Source organism: Pseudomonas sp. WPR_5_2 (genome assembly GCF_003634475.1).
In the GTDB taxonomy this organism is placed as follows: Bacteria; Pseudomonadota; Gammaproteobacteria; order Pseudomonadales; family Pseudomonadaceae; genus Aquipseudomonas; species Aquipseudomonas izuensis.
Window position 1 is genome coordinate 86,821 of sequence record NZ_RBLA01000011.1, and the last position, 14,102, is coordinate 100,922.

The 14,102-nt window shown below is 59.6% G+C and carries 18 protein-coding genes; 8 read left to right on the forward strand and 10 right to left on the reverse strand.

All coding sequences use genetic code 11. From position 1 onward, the window contains the following. Window positions 1-61: 61 nt before the first annotated feature. Together BJ917_RS29720 and BJ917_RS29725 are read right to left on the reverse strand one after the other, a co-directional pair. The gene (locus BJ917_RS29720) at window positions 62-1,291 is read right to left on the reverse strand and encodes a winged helix-turn-helix domain-containing protein (protein ID WP_121105873.1); all 1,230 of its coding nucleotides are present in this window, start codon (window positions 1,289-1,291) and stop codon (window positions 62-64) included. Between the two features lie 64 nt (window positions 1,292-1,355). Further along, complete coding sequence (locus BJ917_RS29725) at window positions 1,356-1,571, reverse strand: DUF1127 domain-containing protein (RefSeq protein WP_096509770.1); 216 nt, start codon at window positions 1,569-1,571, stop codon at window positions 1,356-1,358. A 95-nt stretch (window positions 1,572-1,666) separates the two neighbouring features. On the opposite strand from BJ917_RS29725, the gene BJ917_RS29730 reads away from it, so the two are divergent. Next, entirely contained in the window at window positions 1,667-2,521 is an 855-nt protein-coding gene (locus tag BJ917_RS29730; RefSeq protein WP_096509769.1) for a LysR substrate-binding domain-containing protein, read from the forward strand. On the opposite strand, the gene BJ917_RS29735 is transcribed toward BJ917_RS29730, so the two are convergent. Beyond that, window positions 2,511-3,260, reverse strand: coding sequence for a sulfite exporter TauE/SafE family protein (locus tag BJ917_RS29735; RefSeq protein ID WP_121105875.1), 750 nt, complete (start codon window positions 3,258-3,260; stop codon window positions 2,511-2,513). The two genes, BJ917_RS29730 and BJ917_RS29735, sit on opposite strands and share 11 nt — an antisense overlap. Before the next feature lie 114 nt (window positions 3,261-3,374). Between BJ917_RS29735 and BJ917_RS29740 the strand changes: the two genes are divergently transcribed. The 4 genes from BJ917_RS29740 to BJ917_RS29755 all read left to right on the forward strand — a co-directional run bounded on the left by BJ917_RS29740 (window position 3,375) and on the right by BJ917_RS29755 (window position 6,659). Beyond that, window positions 3,375-4,331: a LysR family transcriptional regulator gene (locus BJ917_RS29740; RefSeq protein WP_096509767.1), complete on the forward strand. Its 957-nt coding sequence runs from the start codon at window positions 3,375-3,377 to the stop codon at window positions 4,329-4,331. Between the two features lie 69 nt (window positions 4,332-4,400). Beyond that, window positions 4,401-4,862 (forward strand): MarR family winged helix-turn-helix transcriptional regulator, encoded by a 462-nt coding sequence (locus tag BJ917_RS29745; RefSeq protein WP_121105956.1) that lies wholly within the window; start codon window positions 4,401-4,403, stop codon window positions 4,860-4,862. A gap of 326 nt (window positions 4,863-5,188) precedes the next feature. Next, a complete protein-coding gene (locus BJ917_RS29750; RefSeq protein ID WP_121105877.1) occupies window positions 5,189-5,608 on the forward strand; it encodes an organic hydroperoxide resistance protein in 420 nt (139 codons plus the stop codon). A 37-nt stretch (window positions 5,609-5,645) separates the two neighbouring features. Continuing rightward, window positions 5,646-6,659, forward strand: coding sequence for an alpha/beta hydrolase (locus tag BJ917_RS29755; protein ID WP_121105878.1), 1,014 nt, complete (start codon window positions 5,646-5,648; stop codon window positions 6,657-6,659). A 185-nt stretch (window positions 6,660-6,844) separates the two neighbouring features. Here BJ917_RS29755 and BJ917_RS29760 read toward each other — a convergent pair whose 3' ends face one another. Together BJ917_RS29760 and earP are read right to left on the reverse strand one after the other, a co-directional pair. Next, window positions 6,845-7,414: an elongation factor P gene (locus BJ917_RS29760; protein ID WP_007983530.1), complete on the reverse strand. Its 570-nt coding sequence runs from the start codon at window positions 7,412-7,414 to the stop codon at window positions 6,845-6,847. A 48-nt stretch (window positions 7,415-7,462) separates the two neighbouring features. Further along, the gene (gene earP, locus BJ917_RS29765; protein ID WP_121105880.1) at window positions 7,463-8,605 is read right to left on the reverse strand and encodes an elongation factor P maturation arginine rhamnosyltransferase EarP; all 1,143 of its coding nucleotides are present in this window, start codon (window positions 8,603-8,605) and stop codon (window positions 7,463-7,465) included. Window positions 8,606-8,729: 124 nt separating this feature from the next. Between earP and BJ917_RS29770 the strand changes: the two genes are divergently transcribed. Continuing rightward, window positions 8,730-9,140: a hypothetical protein gene (locus BJ917_RS29770; protein WP_096509763.1), complete on the forward strand. Its 411-nt coding sequence runs from the start codon at window positions 8,730-8,732 to the stop codon at window positions 9,138-9,140. Between the two features lie 2 nt (window positions 9,141-9,142). Then, on the forward strand, window positions 9,143-9,625 hold the full coding sequence (locus BJ917_RS29775) for a GreA/GreB family elongation factor (protein ID WP_121105882.1): 483 nt from the start codon (window positions 9,143-9,145) through the stop codon (window positions 9,623-9,625). 6 nt (window positions 9,626-9,631) lie between these two features. On the opposite strand, the gene cysB is transcribed toward BJ917_RS29775, so the two are convergent. The 5 genes from cysB to BJ917_RS29800 form a co-directional block, all read right to left on the reverse strand. After that, a complete protein-coding gene (cysB, locus tag BJ917_RS29780; RefSeq protein WP_008057010.1) occupies window positions 9,632-10,606 on the reverse strand; it encodes an HTH-type transcriptional regulator CysB in 975 nt (324 codons plus the stop codon). Window positions 10,607-10,718: 112 nt separating this feature from the next. Then, window positions 10,719-11,222, reverse strand: a complete 504-nt coding sequence (locus BJ917_RS29785) for a universal stress protein (RefSeq protein WP_096509761.1) — start codon at window positions 11,220-11,222, stop codon at window positions 10,719-10,721. Window positions 11,223-11,316: 94 nt separating this feature from the next. Beyond that, on the reverse strand, window positions 11,317-12,222 hold the full coding sequence (locus BJ917_RS29790; RefSeq protein WP_096509760.1) for a 5'-nucleotidase: 906 nt from the start codon (window positions 12,220-12,222) through the stop codon (window positions 11,317-11,319). Between the two features lie 25 nt (window positions 12,223-12,247). Next, on the reverse strand, window positions 12,248-13,204 hold the full coding sequence (locus tag BJ917_RS29795) for a putative 2-dehydropantoate 2-reductase (RefSeq protein WP_121105884.1): 957 nt from the start codon (window positions 13,202-13,204) through the stop codon (window positions 12,248-12,250). After that, window positions 13,201-13,587: a co-chaperone YbbN gene (locus BJ917_RS29800; RefSeq protein ID WP_096509758.1), complete on the reverse strand. Its 387-nt coding sequence runs from the start codon at window positions 13,585-13,587 to the stop codon at window positions 13,201-13,203. The genes BJ917_RS29795 and BJ917_RS29800 overlap by 4 nt, the downstream gene beginning before the upstream one ends. Between BJ917_RS29800 and BJ917_RS29805 the strand changes: the two genes are divergently transcribed. Continuing rightward, the gene (locus BJ917_RS29805; RefSeq protein ID WP_121105886.1) at window positions 13,586-14,029 is read left to right on the forward strand and encodes a PilZ domain-containing protein; all 444 of its coding nucleotides are present in this window, start codon (window positions 13,586-13,588) and stop codon (window positions 14,027-14,029) included. The genes BJ917_RS29800 and BJ917_RS29805 overlap by 2 nt on opposite strands. The last annotated feature ends 73 nt before the right edge of the window (window positions 14,030-14,102 follow it).

A 14,102-nucleotide genomic window follows, 5' to 3' on the forward strand; every position in this document is an offset into this window, starting at 1 on the left:
GCTCGCTCCCACAGGTACAGCGCACTTCTGTGGGAGCGAGCCTGCTCGCGAAAGGGCCAGCTCAGACACCATCAATCCCGGCCAATGCCACCCTCAACCTTGCCGCACTCGCCCGCGGACAATTCAACTGAATCCACTCCAACCCCAACCAATCCGCCATCCGCCGCAGATTGACCGCCAACGCCAGCATCCCTTCATCATCCAGCCCCGGCTCTTCCTCATGCACCGCATGCACTGCCAATCGCCCCGCCGCCCGTTCGGCGCGCAGATCAACCCGTGCGGCGATCCGTTCGTTGTGCAAGAACGGCAGGACGTAATAGCCATAGACCCGTTTGTCCTGCGGCGTGTAAATCTCCAGCCGATAGCGAAAATCGAACAGGCGCTCGGTACGGCTGCGCTCCCAGATCAGCGAGTCGAAGGGTGAAAGCAGCGCACTGGCCTCGACCCTGCGTGGCATCTTGGGCTCGGGCAGGCAATACGCCGGTTGCCGCCAGCTCTGGACCTCGCAAATGAGCAACTCACCCGCCTCGACCAATTCATCAAGGCGTGGGCGACTGTCAGCGGGACTCAAGCGAAAATAGTCGCGCAAGTCCTTCTCGGTACCCACCCCCAAAGCTGTCGCGGCGTGCAGTAATAGACCACGCTGGGCTTGGGCCTCGCTCAATTGCGGTTGCGCAAGAATCGCCGCAGGAATCACCCGCTCAGGCAGGTCATAAAGCCGCTCGAATCCGCGCCGGCTGGCGACGGTCACTTCACCTGCGGCGAACAACCATTCCAGCGCATGCTTTTCCGCGCTCCAGTCCCACCACGGCCCTGCCCGCTCCTGGCGCGTCGACAAACTACCCGCGCCCAGCGCGCCCTGTTCCTGAACGCAAGCCAGCACCCGGTGAACCGTGTCCTGCTGTTCACGACCGAATTTCGCCAGTTGCTGATAGATGTCTTCGCCCCGGGTCGCACGTTGCATGCGCCAGCGCATCAACGGGTACATGGACAAGGGCAGCAACGAGGCCTCATGCCCCCAGTATTCGAACAAGGTGCGATGCCGGCCCTGACTCCAGGCGGCCTGGTCGAGCAAGTCGGATGAGTAATTGCCGAGACGGGAAAACAGCGGAAGGTAGTGCGAACGCACCACTGCATTGACGGAATCGATCTGCAGAATGCCCAGCCGTTCGATCAGACGGTTGAGTTGAACCGGTTTGATCGTCGCCGGCGGCTGGCGCCCGTTGAATCCTTGGGCAGCCAGCGCCAGACGCCGAGCCTGTTTGAGGGAAAAGGACTGTGTTGCGGGCATGAGCATCTCCTTGTCTGCTCGCAACCTACCTCACCGAAAGTCGGTTTGTGTAGTTGGGTTTTACTCATTTGTGCATCGGGTCGCTCCAGAACGGTTTGACCGACTCGAACTCCACATCCGCGCGGCTCATACCGATGTCTTTCAGCGCTTCATCACTCAGGCTTGCCAACAACTCGCGTTCCCGGTGAAGTTCATACCAGCGGCTGAACTTGTGCAACAGATCCGATACCAGGTGGTGAGAGTGTTTTTCTACGGCTGGATATTCATGTTGACCTTTCATCTTGTTGCCCTCCGTTTGGATGGCTTCAGTCTCGCCCCAGGCTTAAGATCAATCCAACGAATGTTTCTGATGTCACATATCTCGGAGATTGATGAATGTCGGCCTACCCGAGTATCGATACCGAAGTGCTGCGCACCTTCGTTGCCATCGCCGACCAGGGTGGGTTTACCCGCGCCGGTGAATTGGTCAATCGCACACAGTCCGCCGTCAGCATGCAGATGAAACGGCTGGAAGAAGACGTGTTGCAACGGCAATTGTTCCAGCGCGACGGCCGCCAGGTGAGGCTGACGGCGGAAGGCCAGGTGTTGCTTGGCTATGCGCGGCGCATCCTCAAGCTGCACAGCGAGGTGTTCAATACCCTGCGCGAACCGCACATGGTCGGCATGGTGCGCATCGGTACGCCGGATGACTATGTGATGCGTTTCCTGCCGGGGATTCTGCGCCGGTTTGCCCAGTCCTACCCGCTGATCCAGATCGAGGTGCACTGCGAATCATCCAAACAACTGCTGGTGCGTCAGGATCTGGACCTGTCCATCGTCACCCGCGAACCGGGCAGTGAAATCGGCCAGTTGTTGCGCAAGGAACGATTCGTCTGGGCCGAAGCGCAATGCTACAGCGCCCACGAGCAGACACCGTTGCCGCTGGCGATGTTCAACAGCGATTGTTTCTGCCGCTTATGGGCCTGCAATGCGCTCGATGCCATAGGCCGCGATTACCGGGTGGCCTACAACAGTGACAGCCTGTCGGCGATCATGGCGGTGGTCAGCGCCGGCCTGGCGGTGACCGCGCAACTGGAAAGCCTGATAACGCCCGACATGCGCATCCTCGGCGAGGATGAAGGTTTGCCCCTGTTGCCCGAAGCCAGCATCATGCTGGTGCGCAACCTGCACAACCCGTCGCCAATCACCGAGTGCCTGGCCGAACACATCATCGAAGGCTTCAAACTTTAAGGGCGAGTGTCACCGCGCAGCACACCAGATAGCCACAGAACAGTCCGCGCAACAGCCGCTCCGGTAGCGCATGGGCAATTTTCACGCCCCAACTGATGCTCATCAACCCGCCGATTGCCAATGGAATGCCGATCATCCAGTCCACCTGGTGATGCACGGCATACGTGACCAGCGTGACACCCGTGCTGGGTAATGCCAACGCCAGCGACAAACCTTGCGCCACCACCTGACTGGTGCCAAACACACTGGTCAGTACCGGCGTCGCCACCACGGCACCACCCACGCCAAATACGCCGCCCATGGTGCCGGATGCCGCACCGAGTACACCCAGCCACGGCCACGGGTAATTCATCTCCGAGGCTGCTGGTGCACTGGCGGTAAACATACGTGCCAGGTTGAGCGCCGACAGCGCGATCAGGAACCCGACAAACCCCAGACGCATGGTTTGTGCATCAATGCCCACCGCCCACAGGGAACCGAGCCAGGCGAAGCTGAATCCCATCGTGGCGAGTGGCAACGCGTGGCGCAATTCAATCCGGTTGCGCTGTTGATAACGCCACAGTGCCAGCATCACATTCGGCACCACCATCACCAGTGCCGTGCCTTGTGCAATCTGTTGGTCGAGACCGAACAGCACACCCAACAGCGGAATGGCAATCAGACCGCCGCCAATTCCGAACAACCCGCCGAGTGTGCCCAAGGCCGCGCCGAACACCAGATACATCAGAAACTCAATCACGAGCGTTTTATCCCAGTCACATCAGGCCTTCGATCCTACGCAGTTGATTCTGGCGCGGAAACGCACAGCAACGCACAATGGCTGTGCCAAATTCGCAAAAGCAATGGGCGCACCATGAATCCCAATCAACTGACCGACCAGCTCGGCCTGTTCCTCGACGTGCTGGAAACCGGCAGTTTTTCCGCCGCATCGCGCCGCCACCCCCTGACGCCCTCGGCGGTGGCCCGGCGTATCGACAGCCTGGAAAGCGCCGTCGGCAGCCAGTTGTTCATCCGCAGCACCCACGCCGTCAGGGCCACCCCGGCGGGCCTGGCATTTGCCGAGCGCGCGCGGCGCATTGTCGCGGAACTGCGCCTGGCCAGGGCCGAGGCCGTGTCCCTCAGCAGCGCCCCGGAAGGGTTGATTCGGGTGGATGCGCCGGCAGCGTTTGGTCGACGGCATCTGGCGCCGGTGATTGCCGACTTTCTGATGCTCTACCCCGGGCTCGACGTGCAACTGCAACTGATCGACAGTTTCGTCGACATGCAGGGCTTGAACCTGGGCAAGGTCGATCTGGTGCTGCGCGCCGGGCAATTGGCCGACACTCGGCTCGTGGCCACACCACTGGCGAGCATGGTGCGCATCGCCTGCGCCAGCCCCGATTATTTGCAACGCCGCGGCGTGCCGAATGATCCGGCCCAACTGATTGACCACGATGGCCTCGATTGGGCCGGTCTGGCACCCCCCTTTGCCTGGCGTTTCGAGCAGGATGGCCAGATGCAATTGCATCGCCCGTCGCGCATTCGCATGAGCGCCAACAATGCCGAAGCGCTGGTCTGCGGCGCGCTGGCCGGTCTGGGTGTCGCGCACTTGCCGACGTGGCTGGCCAGCGAGTACTTGTTGCGCGGCGAACTGTTGCCCCTGTTCTGCGAAAGTGGCCTGCCCAAACCGGAAAGCGCCGGGATCTATGCCTTGCGCCTGGAGCAGCAACCCAGCTCCCGCAGCCGTCTGCTGCTGGAATACCTGAAAACCCGTTTCAGTCCGATCCCTCCCTGGGATCTGGTGCTGCAAACCCATCTGGGCCGCCACTAGGCTAGAATTGTCTGGTGCATTAAAGATTTGCCCGCTAGATTCATGACGATCACCGATCAAGGCTGCGAAATGACCACCGAGCGCAAAAACCCGGACAACTGCGACGATCTGCTGCTGGACAACCAGGCCTGCTTCGCCCTGCACTCCACTTCGCTGATGATGACCAAGGTCTACAAACCCTTGTTGCAAGCGTTGGGCCTGACTTATCCACAGTACCTGGCGATGATGGTGCTGTGGGAACAGGACGGTTTGACCGTAGGCGAAATCAGCGCCCGGCTGCTGACCGATCCCGGTTCGCTCACCCCCTTGCTCAAGCGCCTGGAAGCCGAAGGTGTGCTCAGCCGCACCCGTAGCCGTGAAGACGAGCGCGTAGTAATCGTCGAACTCACCGAGCAAGGCCGGGCCCTGCGCGACAAGGCGCGGGACATTCCCCAGTGCATCCTCGGCGCCAGCGGCATGACGCTGGAACGACTGCAGAACCTGCAAGCGGAGCTGCAAGCACTGCGTCGGCATCTGCAAGCCAGCCTCTAACTACAGCCTACCCCCCCTGTGGGAGCGAGCCTGCTCGCGAATGCATTGTCACATTCAGCATTGATGCTGACTGGCACACCGCATTCGCGAGCAGGCTCGCTCCCACATTGGCCATCCTTCAAAAAATTTTCTGGCAGATAAAACGCTCTTCTGAAGCTCTATCTCATCACTTTCCGCCAAGCCCATTCATTTCCCAAGCGTTCATTCGGGATTTTTTTCAAAATTTATCTTGCGCGCTAAACATTTGCGCGATACATTTATTTCGCACTTACTTAGCGCGCAAACATTTAGCGCAAACCAAACAAATCCCGAACGAGGCTTCCACCATGCAAATTCTCTACACCGCAATCGCAACCTCCACCGGCGGCCGTGACGGTCGCGCGATTTCCAGCGACAACGTTCTCGACGTCAAACTCGCTACCCCGAAAGAACTCGGCGGTGCCGGCGGCGCAGCGACCAACCCTGAGCAACTGTTCGCCGCCGGCTATTCCGCCTGCTTCATCGGCGCACTGAAGTTCGTTGCCAGCCAGACCAAACGCAAAATCCCGGACGACGCCTCGATCACCGCCCATGTCGGCATCGGCCAGATCCCTGGCGGTTTCGGCCTGGACATCGACCTGCACATCAGCCTGCCAGGCCTTGAACAAGCCGATGCACAAACCCTGGTCGACGCTGCCCACCAGGTCTGCCCGTACTCCAACGCCACCCGCGGCAACGTCGAAGTGCGCCTGCACGTGACCGTCTAACCGCTTTTGTCCACTCAGGCCCGAACAGGAAATGAACATGAACACTTTCAGCAAAGTCTTGACCGGTACCCTTCTCGCCCTATCCGTCCACAGTGCATTCGCCGGCGACGTTGAACACAACACCCAGGCGTTTCTCGATGTGTTGAACGCCGGCACCGGCAAGCCGATGGAGCAGATGACGCCCAAAGATGCCCGCGCCGTGCTGGTGGGCGCGCAGTCGGGGGTGAAGCTGACGCTGCCAAAAGCCGATATCAGCGAGAAGACCATCCAGGTCGACGGCCAACCGCTGAGCCTGACCATCGTCAGGCCGGCCGGGGTCAAAGGCGAGCTGCCGGTGTTCATGTTCTTCCATGGCGGCGGCTGGGTACTGGGAGACTTCCCGACCCACGAGCGGCTGGTTCGCGACCTGGTGGTGGGTTCGGGGGCGGCAGCGGTTTTCGTCAACTACACACCGTCGCCGGAAGCGCATTATCCGGTGGCGATCAATCAGGCTTATGCCGCGACCCAATGGGTGGCCGAACACGGTAAAGAGATCAACGTCGACGGCAAGCGTCTGGCCGTGGCCGGCAACAGTGTCGGCGGCAACATGGCGGCCGTGGTCGCATTGATGGCAAAAGACAAAGGCACCCCGGCAATCAAGTTCCAGGTACTGCTGTGGCCGGTGACCGATGCCAACTTCGACACCGGTTCCTATAACCAGTATGCCGAAGGGCACTTCCTCACCCGCAACATGATGAAGTGGTTCTGGGACAACTACACCACCGACGCCAGGCAGCGTAACGAGATCTACGCCTCGCCATTGCGGGCAACCCCTGCGCAACTCAAGGGCCTGCCACCCGCGCTGGTGCAAACCGCTGGAGCCGACGTGCTGCGCGATGAGGGTGAAGCCTACGCCCGCAAACTGGACGAAGCCGGCGTACCGGTGACCTCGGTTCGCTACAACGGCATGATCCACGACTACGGTTTGCTCAACGTGGTGAGTCAGGTGCCGGCGGTGCGTTCGGCGATGCTGCAGGCATCTGAAGAACTCAAGCAACACCTGAAGAAATAACACTCCCCCCTGTAGGAGCGAGCCTGCTCGCGATGGGCGCCCAGACAACGCAGGCATTCAGATAGCCCACGTTATCGTTAACGACCATCGCGAGCAGGCTCGCTCCTACAGGGGATTGGGGTGTTTCTGACAGGCACAAAAAAGCCCGACTCACTGGTCGGGCTTTTTCATTCCTGAAGCAGTGCTTATTTGGCACGGCCTTTGTAGGAACCGCCTTCGCGGGTATCAATCTCGATCATGTCGTCGATATTGATGAAGTCAGCAACCGACAGCTCGGTACCGTTCTTCAGTTTGGCAGGCTTCATCACCTTGCCGGAAGTGTCGCCGCGAGCGGAACCTTCGGTGTAGGCAACCTGACGCACGATGGTGGTCGGCAGTTCTACGGAAACCAGACGGCCTTCGAAGAATACGGCTTCGCAAACGTCGGTCATGCCTTCTTCAACGAACGGCAGAACGGCTTCGATGTCTTCGGCGTTCAGCTCGTACATGGTGTAGTCGGTGGTGTCCATGAACGTGTAGGAGTCACCGCTGATGAAGGACAGGGTCGCTTCTTTGCGATCCAGGATCACGTCATCCAGCTTGTCGTCCGCACCGTAAACGGTTTCGGTCTTGTAGCCGGTCAGCAGGTTTTTCAGCTTGGTCTTCATGATCGCGCTGTTACGACCGGACTTGGTGAATTCAGCTTTCTGAACCAGCCAAGGGTCGTTGTCGATACGGATCACTGTACCGGGTTTGAGTTCTTTACCAGTTTTCATTGCGAATATCCGAATTTGGATGGGATTTACAAAAATCTAGGCCGCGTATCATATCCAATTTACATAAAACTGTACCAGCGCTGCCGCAAGATCAGCCTGCGAGGCCTGTTCCAGACACCATGTCTCGGCGTGTTTTTGCAGTTCCGGCCAGTGTTTGCGGGTCGATTGCCAGTGGCCTGCCATATTGTCACCGGCATTCCACGCCCGCCAAAGACCGCTGATCGCCTCGCGAGCGGTCTCCGACAGACCGTTCACATACAACGCGAGGAAGGCTTCCAGTTTATCCAGGTGGACGTCTTCCTCTTGTTGATAGATGTGCCAGAGCAATGGCCGCCCCGCCCATTGGGCACGGACAAAGGAATCTTCGCCACGTACCGCATTGAAATCGCAGCACCACAGTAAATGGTCATACTGGTCCTGTCGGACGAACGGCAACACTTGCACGGTCAACGCATCGCACACATGCAGCGCACCGGCCTTCAGTCCATCCACGCCAAGCCAACGCTCGACATCGCCGAGAATCCGCCCTTCCGGCACCAACAGATGAGTGGGCATCGTGTCGCCCGCCATCGCGTCCAGCCAACTGGCCAGCCCGGTATTTTCGTAGGCAAACAGCGAGATCAATTGCGCACCCTGCGCAGGATTTATCCCAAGACCTTGCAGGAACTCGCGCTGCATTTCAGGACTTTGCTGAAACGTCCGTCGCCGTTCGAGCAATCCGCTTTCACGCAACAAGCCGCCCGTGCCTTTCTGGAACCCCGGAAAAAAGAAGAACTTCTGCACATGCCTGTACTTCACCGACGGCAAGCCGTGGCAGCCGACCACCCAACCCTCGGCACTCAGGTAATCGAGATTCATCCACAGCGGTGTTTTTTCCCGCTCGGCCATGGCGTCCATGTAGGCGCCCGGCAATTGGCAGGCGAACGCGGCGATCACCACATCCGCCGCTTCGACAGGCTGCCAGTCGCTCGCCCAGTGACGCACCTCCACACCCTGCTGCCATTGCTGCGAGGTGTGGATATCGATCTCCGGGCACATGCGCTCGAAGGCACGCAGGTCATCGACCCACAACCGCACCGCTATCCCATGCTCGGCAACCAGTTGCCGGGACAGGCGCCAGGTCACGCCGATGTCGCCGAAGTTGTCGACCACGGTGCAAAAAATATCCCAGCGGGTTTTCTTTTCAGGCATTCCAGGCTCCCGTTGGCAAAGGCAGCGATTCTGCGCATAAATTACCCCGCGCAGAAGAGCCGACGACGATTATTCTTCGTGCGACAATCGCCAACAACCCGCGACCCACTGCCAGGAGGCAGCCATGCCCTACCGTCCCAATCCGCGCCGTCCATTGCCGATCCAGCTCAATGTCGTGCAACTGACCGGCAGCATCGCCTTCGGTTTGTGGCTGGGTTTCATCGCCATCGCGCTGACCTGCTGGCTCGTCGCTCGCCTGTTCTTCAACGAACAATTGGCGCCGGTCGCGGCGACGATAGAGCAACTGGCCAAACCGCCCGTGGCGACGCAACCGGTACCGGATATTCCTCCACAGAGCCCGATCTTCGAGCAATACGAAGAAAACCTGCGCAAGAACGAACAGGCGCAGCGACTCGATCAGGCACGCAGTAGCAATCGCAATCTGTCGAACGCAAAATGCCAGTTCTGGTTGCAACAGGACCAGACCGCCCCAAGCGAAAAAAGTCGCGCCAACGTCCTGCAATTCTGCGATTGATCATGAATAAACAAAGTGTCCACCAACTGATTCTCGATAAGCTGCGCATCGACCTCGACATCGCCGAACGCGCTGCGCAAACCGCCTACGAAACCGCGACCCACGAAGAAAACATCGCCGAAAACAAGTACGACACGCTGGGTCTGGAGGCGTCCTACCTGGCTGCCGGGCAAGCCAGGCGGGTCGAAGAGATCCGTCAGTCTCTGGCGCTTTGCCAAAACCTGGTCCCGCGTCCTTATGACGAACGGCGTGGTATTGAAGTCGGCGCGCTGCTCGGCCTGGAAGACGAAAAGGGCCGTGAACAGTGGCTGTTCCTGGCACCGGATGCGGCGGGCCTGAAGGTCGATCTGGTGGGGCAAACCATTACCGTCATCACCCCGCGCTCACCGCTGGGCAAAGGCCTGCTGGGCAAGTTCGAAGGCGATGAGGTGGAGATTCTGGTGGCGGGCGCTCGGCAACAGTTTGCTGTCACCGAGGTTGTTTAAGAAAACTTAATGCACCGGCAGTTCGACACCGTCGAACAGCTCTTCCAGTTCCTGCTTGTTGTGGCACTGGATAGCCTTGGCCATGACTTCGCGGGTCAGGTGCGGGGCGAACTTCTCGATGAAGTCGCACATGAAGCCACGCAGGAAAGTACCGCGACGGAAGCCGATCTTGGTCACGCTGGACTCGAACAGCTCGCTGGCATCGAGCACCACCAGGTCGTTGTCCAGTTTGGTATCGACCGCCATTTTCGCCACGATGCCCACGCCCAGGCCCAGGCGCACGTAAGTCTTGATCACGTCGGCGTCGGCCGCGGTAAACACCACTTTTGGCGTCAGGCCACGATGGCTGAAGGCTTCGTCGAGTTTCGAGCGGCCGGTAAAACCGAATACATAGGTCACGATCGGGTATTCGGCCAGGGCCTCGAGGGTCAGCTTCGACAGTTTGGTCAGCGGGTGCCCCTGAGGCACGACCACGCAGCGGTTCCAGCGATAGCACGGCATCATCACCAGGTCGCCGAACAGTTCCAGCGCTTCAGTGGCGATGGCGAAATCCACCGTGCCGTCAGCCGCCATTTCGGCGATCTGCATCGGCGAGCCCTGGTGCATGTGCAGGGCAACGTCCGGGTACTGCTTGATGAAATTGCTGATCACCGGTGGCAACGCATAACGCGCCTGGGTATGGGTGGTGGCGATCGACAGGGTGCCTTTCTTCTCGTTGGAGAATTCCTGGGCGATCTGCTTGATGCTTTCAACCTTGCGCAGGATTTCACCGGCGGTGGTGATGATGCGTTCGCCGGCCGGGGTGACGCGGGTCAGGTGCTTGCCGCTGCGGGCGAACACCTCGACGCCTAATTCGTCTTCCAGCAGTCGGATCTGTTTACTGATGCCCGGTTGCGAGGTGTAAAGGCTTTGGGCTGTAGCGGAAACGTTGAGGTCGTGGTGCGCCACTTCCCAGATGTAGCGCAATTGTTGAAGCTTCATATGAATCCCTCAAAGCAGATAGACGCCACGGGCATCAGCGACGGTATATAACTATATTAATGGTTTGAAGAATAAATCTAGAACTTTTTATCAGAATGCCACTATTCGTGTTCTAGCGATCCCCCTGGCGACGACGCTGCACCAGCGGCACCAGGTAAACCGGCACCTGAGACAGTTGCAACACACGCGCGGCGGTCCGGCCCAATGGCGTTTCCGCACCAGCACCATGGCTATGACTACCTACGATCAGCAAATCCACGGAGAGTTTCTGCGCCTGGTCGAGAATCACCTGCGACGGATCGCCCTGCAGCACCCGCACCGCCTGGATCCGCTCCAGATCGTGCTCGCCCTCTCCCCCCAGTTCTTCACGAAAACTGTCGAGCACCCGCTGCTCGATACTGGCAATGACGGTGTTCAACCCCTGATTGTGGAACTCGTTCAACGCCTGCTCATCGAGATAGCTCTGCAGCACCGACTCGGCGAACAGCCCCATGGGTTCAACCGCGTGCACCACGTACAGGTTGGCATTAAATGTCCGGGCCAATGCCAAGGCATGCTGCATCACCAAAGGGGCGTACAGACCGAGGTCAGTGGCATAGAGTATCGAGCGAATCATATGACCTCCTCGAATGCCAACATGGCGGAGATTGATTCAGCTTAGCAGTGCCTTGAGGAGTACGACGTCCTGCGCAACACGTTGATCGGCGGGCTTAAACCTTTTGTTCGTTGCTTATGCCATGGGGCACATGACCGGTGGCGACGACTTCCCGGGCCAACTCGCAGTGACCGGCCTGATCATCGAAAAACACATCGGCGGCGAAGGCTTCGAGAAACGCCGATTTGGTCAGGCCACCGAGAAACAGCGACTCATCCAGCCGGATGTCCCATTCGCGCAAGGTGCGGATCACCCGTTCGTGGGCCGGTGCCGAGCGGGCCGTCACCAGCGCCGTGCGGATCGGGCAGGCGCCATCCGGGAACTCGCGCTGCAACAGATTGAGGGCCGCCAGGAAACCCTTGAATGGCCCACCGCGCAACGGTTGCCGGGCCGCCTCGCGTTCGCTGGCCTGAAACGCTTCCAGACCACCGGCCTGGTACACGCGCTCCGACTCGTCGGAAAACAGCACCGCATCGCCGTCGAAAGCAATGCGCAATTCATCGCTGGCGGCGCGGCTGGCGCCTCCCGACAGGATGGTCGCCGCGGCAAAACCCGCGTCCAGTGCACTGCGCACGTCTTCGGCATGGGTGGAAAGAAACAGGTCGCAGCCAAAAGCCTTGAGGTACGGATAGGGACTGCGCCCGCCGACAAACGCCGCGCGGGAAATGGCCAGTCCATAGTGATGGATCGAATTGAACACCCGCAGGCCGGTGTCGGCGCTGTTACGCGACACCAGGATCACCTCGACACGGGCACGGCCGAGGCTGGCATTGAGGTTGAGGAGTTTCTGCACCAGAGGGAAGGCATCACCGGGTTCGAGAATTTCGTCTTCATGCTCGATCTGATACTGCCGGTAAGCCTCGACGCCACTCGACAGGTACACCTTGTGGCTTTCACTCAGGTCAAACAGTGCGCGCGACGAAATCGCCAGCACCAGCTTGTCGTCGATAGTCTTTGCCATGCCCTTCCCCCTCAGGTTGATCGACTTACCGGTTGCGTCGATCGATAAAACCCAGACTGCGATACAGGGCCTCGATGCGCGGCATCTCACACCCCGCCGCCTTGGCGGCGGCCAGCGGCCGGGCGTAAATGGCGTCCAGCTCCAGCGGTCGCTTGTGCAGATAATCGTGGTACATGCTCGGCCAGTAGTCGGGCATTTTCTCGGTCACCCTGAACAAATGCTCGGCATAACCCGCCGGCACCTCATGACCACAGGCGATCGCCCCCTGCACCACTTCGGCCATCAGTGCCTTGATCAGCTCGCGGGTATCGGTATCGGCCATCAACGGCGTGGTGCTCGCCCCCAACAACACCGACAGACCGTTGTAAGGGATATTCCAGACCAGTTTTTGCCAGCGCGCCTGGTGCAGGTTCGCCATGGCCTGGGAGTCGATGCCGGCGGCACGGAACATCCCGACGCCTTCCTCGACAATTGCGGCGCGTGCCGCCCCATCGACGGCGGGACCGCTGTGGTAGCCCACATGCACGGCACCCAGCGCCTGATGGGTGACGATGCCAGGCCCCTCGCGATGGACGCAGATGTAGCAGAGCCCGCCCAGCACATGCAGCGAGTCGGGCAGCAGTTCACGCAGGCTGTCCTCGACGTCCAGGCCGTTTTGCAGCAGCAATACCTTGGCATTCGGCGCCGCGGCCTGAAGGATGGCTGGCGCCAGGTCTGCGTTGCTGGTGGTTTTCGCCCCCACCAGCAACCAGTCACAGGGCGGCATGTCTTCGACCGACGAATAGGCCTGCACCGGGTTCAACGTCAGCGCGCCATGAACGGCGCTGTGAAGTTGCAATCCGCGTTCTGCCACCGCGGAAAATTCGCTACGCAACAGAAAATGCACATCGAAGCCGGCACGCGCCAGCATCACCCCGTAGAAACCACCGATTGCACCGGTCCCGATAATACCGACCGTCGGTTTGGCAACTGCCCCCATCATGGCAACTCCTCTGCTGTTCGACTCAACGCCTGACGTATCGCCCGATTGAGTTCGGTGCCGGTCAGGCGCGCATGCAACGCCCCAAAGAACTCACCGTCGCGCACCACAAACAGCGCTGGCAAATGAAAGACCTGATAACGCTCGACCACCCCGCCATTGTTCCCGGCATCGATCCAGCACAGTCGATCGACGGCCAAATCGAGCGCCGGCAACTGTTCACGGGCAAAACGGCAGCTTGAGCAACCGACGCTGGTGAAAATAACCAGTGATACACCGTTCATCGTCAGCAGCCGTTGGTCGGCGTCGAAATCGGTCAGCTCCAATTCGACCACTATACTGGGGGAAACAATGTCAGATGGCCGACACATGGAGTCCGTGTTCATGGGACGATTCATTCCTCATCCTGACGATGTGCCCGTTGAATTAACGTTGTTCAAACCTGAGTGTATTTCGCGGCACCAGTTGCACACTAGCAGCCTCGGGGGCATGGCTTGCAATTATCACCGCGCGTGGCGCTACGGCACAGCGCTTGAAGTGCGCATGCCGACCCTTAATCCCGACATGCGCATTCTGGGCTATGTAGCCTGGTGCCTGCGACGCAAGCACGGCTATCTGGTAGGTATTGCCTTTCTCGACGAACAGACGCTGTTCAGTGCGCGGATGGGCGAGCAGGTGTGTCAGATAGAGCGTTATTGCCGCCAGCACGACGCTCACGAAGACCTGCAGGAGATTCAGGCCCTGGCCCTCGAATGGGTTCAGGAGCATGCCGACGAGTTCTCCCACGACAGGGTCCATCGGGCATTTGCACAGTCAATGCAGGATTAGGACGCGCCCAAAGGCCGGGAATTCATCGAGAATGCCCGCTAAAGCGGCGCATGCCCATTGTCGAGCCACAGTG

What these genes read in the sequence shown, in the direction of transcription:
- BJ917_RS29720 (WP_121105873.1), bottom strand. Translation starts at nt 1,291, where the DNA reads ATGCCCGCAACACAGTCCTTTTCCCTCAAACAGGCTCGGCGTCTGGCG.
- BJ917_RS29725 (WP_096509770.1), bottom strand. Translation starts at nt 1,571, where the DNA reads ATGAAAGGTCAACATGAATATCCAGCCGTAGAAAAACACTCTCACCAC.
- BJ917_RS29730 (WP_096509769.1), top strand. Translation starts at nt 1,667, where the DNA reads ATGTCGGCCTACCCGAGTATCGATACCGAAGTGCTGCGCACCTTCGTT.
- BJ917_RS29740 (WP_096509767.1), top strand. Translation starts at nt 3,375, where the DNA reads ATGAATCCCAATCAACTGACCGACCAGCTCGGCCTGTTCCTCGACGTG.
- BJ917_RS29745 (WP_121105956.1), top strand. Translation starts at nt 4,401, where the DNA reads ATGACCACCGAGCGCAAAAACCCGGACAACTGCGACGATCTGCTGCTG.
- BJ917_RS29750 (WP_121105877.1), top strand. Translation starts at nt 5,189, where the DNA reads ATGCAAATTCTCTACACCGCAATCGCAACCTCCACCGGCGGCCGTGAC.
- BJ917_RS29755 (WP_121105878.1), top strand. Translation starts at nt 5,646, where the DNA reads ATGAACACTTTCAGCAAAGTCTTGACCGGTACCCTTCTCGCCCTATCC.
- BJ917_RS29760 (WP_007983530.1), bottom strand. Translation starts at nt 7,414, where the DNA reads ATGAAAACTGGTAAAGAACTCAAACCCGGTACAGTGATCCGTATCGAC.
- earP (WP_121105880.1), bottom strand. Translation starts at nt 8,605, where the DNA reads ATGCCTGAAAAGAAAACCCGCTGGGATATTTTTTGCACCGTGGTCGAC.
- BJ917_RS29770 (WP_096509763.1), top strand. Translation starts at nt 8,730, where the DNA reads ATGCCCTACCGTCCCAATCCGCGCCGTCCATTGCCGATCCAGCTCAAT.
- BJ917_RS29775 (WP_121105882.1), top strand. Translation starts at nt 9,143, where the DNA reads ATGAATAAACAAAGTGTCCACCAACTGATTCTCGATAAGCTGCGCATC.
- cysB (WP_008057010.1), bottom strand. Translation starts at nt 10,606, where the DNA reads ATGAAGCTTCAACAATTGCGCTACATCTGGGAAGTGGCGCACCACGAC.
- BJ917_RS29785 (WP_096509761.1), bottom strand. Translation starts at nt 11,222, where the DNA reads ATGATTCGCTCGATACTCTATGCCACTGACCTCGGTCTGTACGCCCCT.
- BJ917_RS29790 (WP_096509760.1), bottom strand. Translation starts at nt 12,222, where the DNA reads ATGGCAAAGACTATCGACGACAAGCTGGTGCTGGCGATTTCGTCGCGC.
- BJ917_RS29795 (WP_121105884.1), bottom strand. Translation starts at nt 13,204, where the DNA reads ATGATGGGGGCAGTTGCCAAACCGACGGTCGGTATTATCGGGACCGGT.
- BJ917_RS29805 (WP_121105886.1), top strand. Translation starts at nt 13,586, where the DNA reads ATGGGACGATTCATTCCTCATCCTGACGATGTGCCCGTTGAATTAACG.
- BJ917_RS29800 (WP_096509758.1), bottom strand. Translation starts at nt 13,587, where the DNA reads ATGAACACGGACTCCATGTGTCGGCCATCTGACATTGTTTCCCCCAGT.